Genomic DNA, 3,047 nt, shown 5'->3' with positions numbered 1-3,047 from the left:
GCGCCGCCCCCCCCCCCCCCCCCGGGTCCGGCTTCAGCTCCGTCGCAGACTCCCCCCGGCTGATTCCGGTGTGGATCGGCTGGCTCGAGTTCGACGTGTTGCTGGGCGACGTGCGGTCACTCAAACAGAAGCGCTCGGTGATTCGCCCCGTCGTGGCTGAGTTGCAGCGCAAGTTCAGCGTGTCGGCCGCCGAGACCGGTGGGCAGGATCTGTATCGGCGGGCGGGGATCGGCGTGGGCGTGGTGTCCGGCGACCGCGGGCACGCCGTCGACGTGCTCGACGCGGCCGAACGCCTGGTGGCGGCGCATCCCGAGTTCGAGCTGCTGTCGGTGCGGCGGGGCCTGCAGCACAGCGACGATTAACCGTCGCGGCCCTCGCGTTTGCGGCCCAGCGGCGCCGGCGCGACGGCACCGGGCGCGAGCCGGCGCGCGAATATCAGGAACGCGGTGTGGCCGCGCATCGAGTGCTGCGGGCGAACGGCCAGGCCGACGACGTTCCAGCCGCGCTGCAGCGTCTCCCACGCGCGCGGCTCGGTCCAGCACTGCTGGTCCCGCAGGGCCTCGACGGTCCGCGACAGCTGGGTGACGGTGGCCACGTAGATCATCAGCACCCCGCCGGGGATCAGCAGCCGCGCCGCCGCGCCGAGCACCTCCCACGGCGCGAGCATGTCGAGCACGGCCCGGTCGAAGGATCCGTCGGGCAACTCCGAGTCGGCGAGGTCGCTGACGATCAGCTCCCAGTTGGCGGGTGCCCCGTCGAAGAACACCGTGACGTTGCGACGCGCGTGCTCGGCGTGGTCGGCGCGCTGTTCGTAAGAGACCACCCGCCCGTCGGGCCCGACGGCGCGCAGCAGCGAGCAGGTCAGCGCCCCGGAGCCGGCGCCGGCCTCCAGCACCCGCGCGCCGGGAAAGATGTCGCCCTCGTGCACGATCTGGGCGGCGTCCTTGGGGTAGATCACCTGCGGGCCGCGGGGCATCGACATCACGTAGTCGATCAGCAGGGGGCGCAGCACCAGGAACTGCGCCCCATTGCTGGATTTGATGACGCTGCCCTGCTCGAGCCCGATCAGCGCGTCGTGCGCGATCGACCCGCGATGGGTGTGAAACTCGACGCCGGGAGTGAGGCACATCGTGTAGTGCCGGCCCTTGGCGTCGGTGAGTTGGACCCGCTCGCCAGCGGTGAACGGGCCGGTTGCGGACACGCGGTCTAGCGTGCCAGCCGACTCGCCGCAGCTGGTGCTTGGGGGTTGTCGGGGCCCGGTTCTAGGCTGCGAACATGACGGACCAGCCGGAGGCATGCGAACGCCCGGCTTCCAAACCGGCGCTGTCACCGTCGCGGGCGGCGGATTTCAAACAGTGCCCGCTGCTGTACCGGTTCCGGGCGATCGACCGGTTGCCCGAGGTGCCGTCGACGGCGCAGCTGCGCGGGTCGGTGGTGCACGCCGCGCTGGAACAGCTCTACGGCCTGCCCGCCGCGATGCGCGGGCCGGACACCGCGGGCTCGCTGGTGGAGCCCGCCTGGGAGCGGGTGATCGCCGCCGAACCCGACCTGGCCGGCGACCTGGATCCCGAACAGCGCACCCAGTTGCTGGCGGAGGCCCGCGCCCTCCTCGCCGGCTACTACCGGCTGGAGGACCCGACCCGGTTCGACCCGCAAAGCTGCGAGGAGCGCGTCGAGGTCGAGCTCGCCGACGGGACGCTGCTGCGCGGCTTCATCGACCGGATCGACGTCGCGGCCACCGGTGAGCTGCGGGTGGTCGACTACAAGACCGGCAAAGCGCCGCCCGAGGCCCGGGCGCTGGCGGAGTTCAAGGCGATGTTCCAGATGAAGTTCTACGCGGTGGCGCTGTTGCGTTCCCGCGGTGTGTTGCCCGCCCGGCTGCGCATCATCTATCTGGCCGACGGCCAGATGCTGGACTACGCGCCGGATCACGAGGAGCTGCTGCGCTTCGAGAAGACGCTGATGGCGATCTGGCGCGCCATCCAATCCGCGGCGCCGACGGGCGATTTCCGCCCCAGCCCGTCACGGCTGTGCGACTGGTGCCCCCACCAGCGGCGCTGCCCGACGTTCGGCGGAACGCCACCGCCCTACCCCGGCTGGCCCGATCTCGCTGGCCCGCAAGGCATTTCGCATCCCACCGAACCGGCGGCATGATCGGCTGCTTTTACCGTCGCCTCCCCGCCGAAGGCGACGATCCGATCTTCGACTCGACCCAATTCACCCGCAGCAACTGGGGCCCCGAACTGCAGCACGGCTCACCGCCCTTGGCGCTGCTGACGAAGCTGATCGAGGAGCTGTCGGCGGGCTCCGGTCTGCGGGTCGGCCGGCTCGGCCTGGACATCCTCGGGGCGATTCCGGTGCAGCCGCTGCGCGCCCGGGCCTGGGTGGAGCGTCCGGGTTCGCGGGTCTGCATGGCCGTCGCCGAATTGCATACCGATCGAAAAGGCGCGCCCCCGCGCGCCGTGGCCCGGGTGACGGCGTGGCTGCTGGCCGTCACCGACACCGCGGACACCGCATCCGACCGATACCCACCGCTGGTGGAAGGCAGCGCCGAACCGCTTCCGGCCCCGTTCGCCGACGCCGGCGGCTATTTCGACGCGATCCACTGGCGCCCGCAGAAAACCGAGGCGCAAACCGCCGCGGTGTCCTGGTTCAGCCCGCTGGCCCACATCGTCGACACCGAACCCGCGTCCGCGCTGCAACGCCTCGCCGCCGTCGTCGATTGCGCGAACGGCGTCGGGAAGGTCCTCGATCCGGACCAGTTCGTCTTCATGAACACCGACACCGTCGTTCATCTGCACCGGCTTCCCACCGGCAACGACTTCGCCCTGCGCGCTCGCGCGTCGATCGGACCCGACGGCGTGGGGGTGACCACCGCCGAGGTTTTCGACCGCGACGGGTTCATCGGGACGTCGGCGCAGACGCTGCTGATCCAGCGGCGCTAGTGTCGTGAGTCATCAATTCGCGGTCGGGGATGCGGGTGGGTTCGGGTCACCCAACGTGCGCCGGCGGCCCAAATTACTGCGCACGTTTTCACGGGAAGGCCG

4 protein-coding genes are annotated in these 3,047 nt (G+C 70.9%); 3 read left to right on the top strand and 1 reads right to left on the bottom strand.

The features are described 5' to 3' along the window. Positions 1–68: 68 nt before the first annotated feature. Positions 69–362 (top strand): DUF503 domain-containing protein, encoded by a 294-nt coding sequence (locus A5787_RS20775; RefSeq protein ID WP_066970509.1) that lies wholly within the window; start codon positions 69–71, stop codon positions 360–362. On the opposite strand, the gene trmI is transcribed toward A5787_RS20775, so the two are convergent. Next, positions 359–1,201 (bottom strand): tRNA (adenine(58)-N(1))-methyltransferase TrmI, encoded by an 843-nt coding sequence (gene trmI / locus A5787_RS20770; RefSeq protein ID WP_066970508.1) that lies wholly within the window; start codon positions 1,199–1,201, stop codon positions 359–361. The two genes, A5787_RS20775 and trmI, sit on opposite strands and share 4 nt — an antisense overlap. 74 nt (positions 1,202–1,275) lie before the next feature. Here trmI and A5787_RS20765 point away from each other — a divergent pair, with 74 nt between their 5' ends. Beyond that, complete coding sequence (locus tag A5787_RS20765; protein ID WP_066970506.1) at positions 1,276–2,154, top strand: RecB family exonuclease; 879 nt, start codon at positions 1,276–1,278, stop codon at positions 2,152–2,154. Beyond that, positions 2,151–2,945 (top strand): thioesterase family protein, encoded by a 795-nt coding sequence (locus A5787_RS20760; RefSeq protein ID WP_066970504.1) that lies wholly within the window; start codon positions 2,151–2,153, stop codon positions 2,943–2,945. Before A5787_RS20765 ends, A5787_RS20760 begins: the two co-directional genes overlap by 4 nt. Positions 2,946–3,047 lie beyond the last annotated feature (102 nt).

Source organism: Mycobacterium sp. 852002-50816_SCH5313054-b (genome assembly GCF_001667185.1).
Taxonomy (GTDB): domain Bacteria; phylum Actinomycetota; class Actinomycetes; order Mycobacteriales; family Mycobacteriaceae; genus Mycobacterium.
The sequence above is the reverse complement of the archived record's forward strand: the minus strand, read 5'-3'. Positions and strand labels throughout refer to the sequence as shown.

Coding starts and splice junctions, on each gene's coding strand:
- A5787_RS20765 (WP_066970506.1), top strand. CDS start 1,276: ATGACGGACCAGCCGGAGGCATGCGAACGCCCGGCTTCCAAACCGGCG.
- A5787_RS20760 (WP_066970504.1), top strand. CDS start 2,151: ATGATCGGCTGCTTTTACCGTCGCCTCCCCGCCGAAGGCGACGATCCG.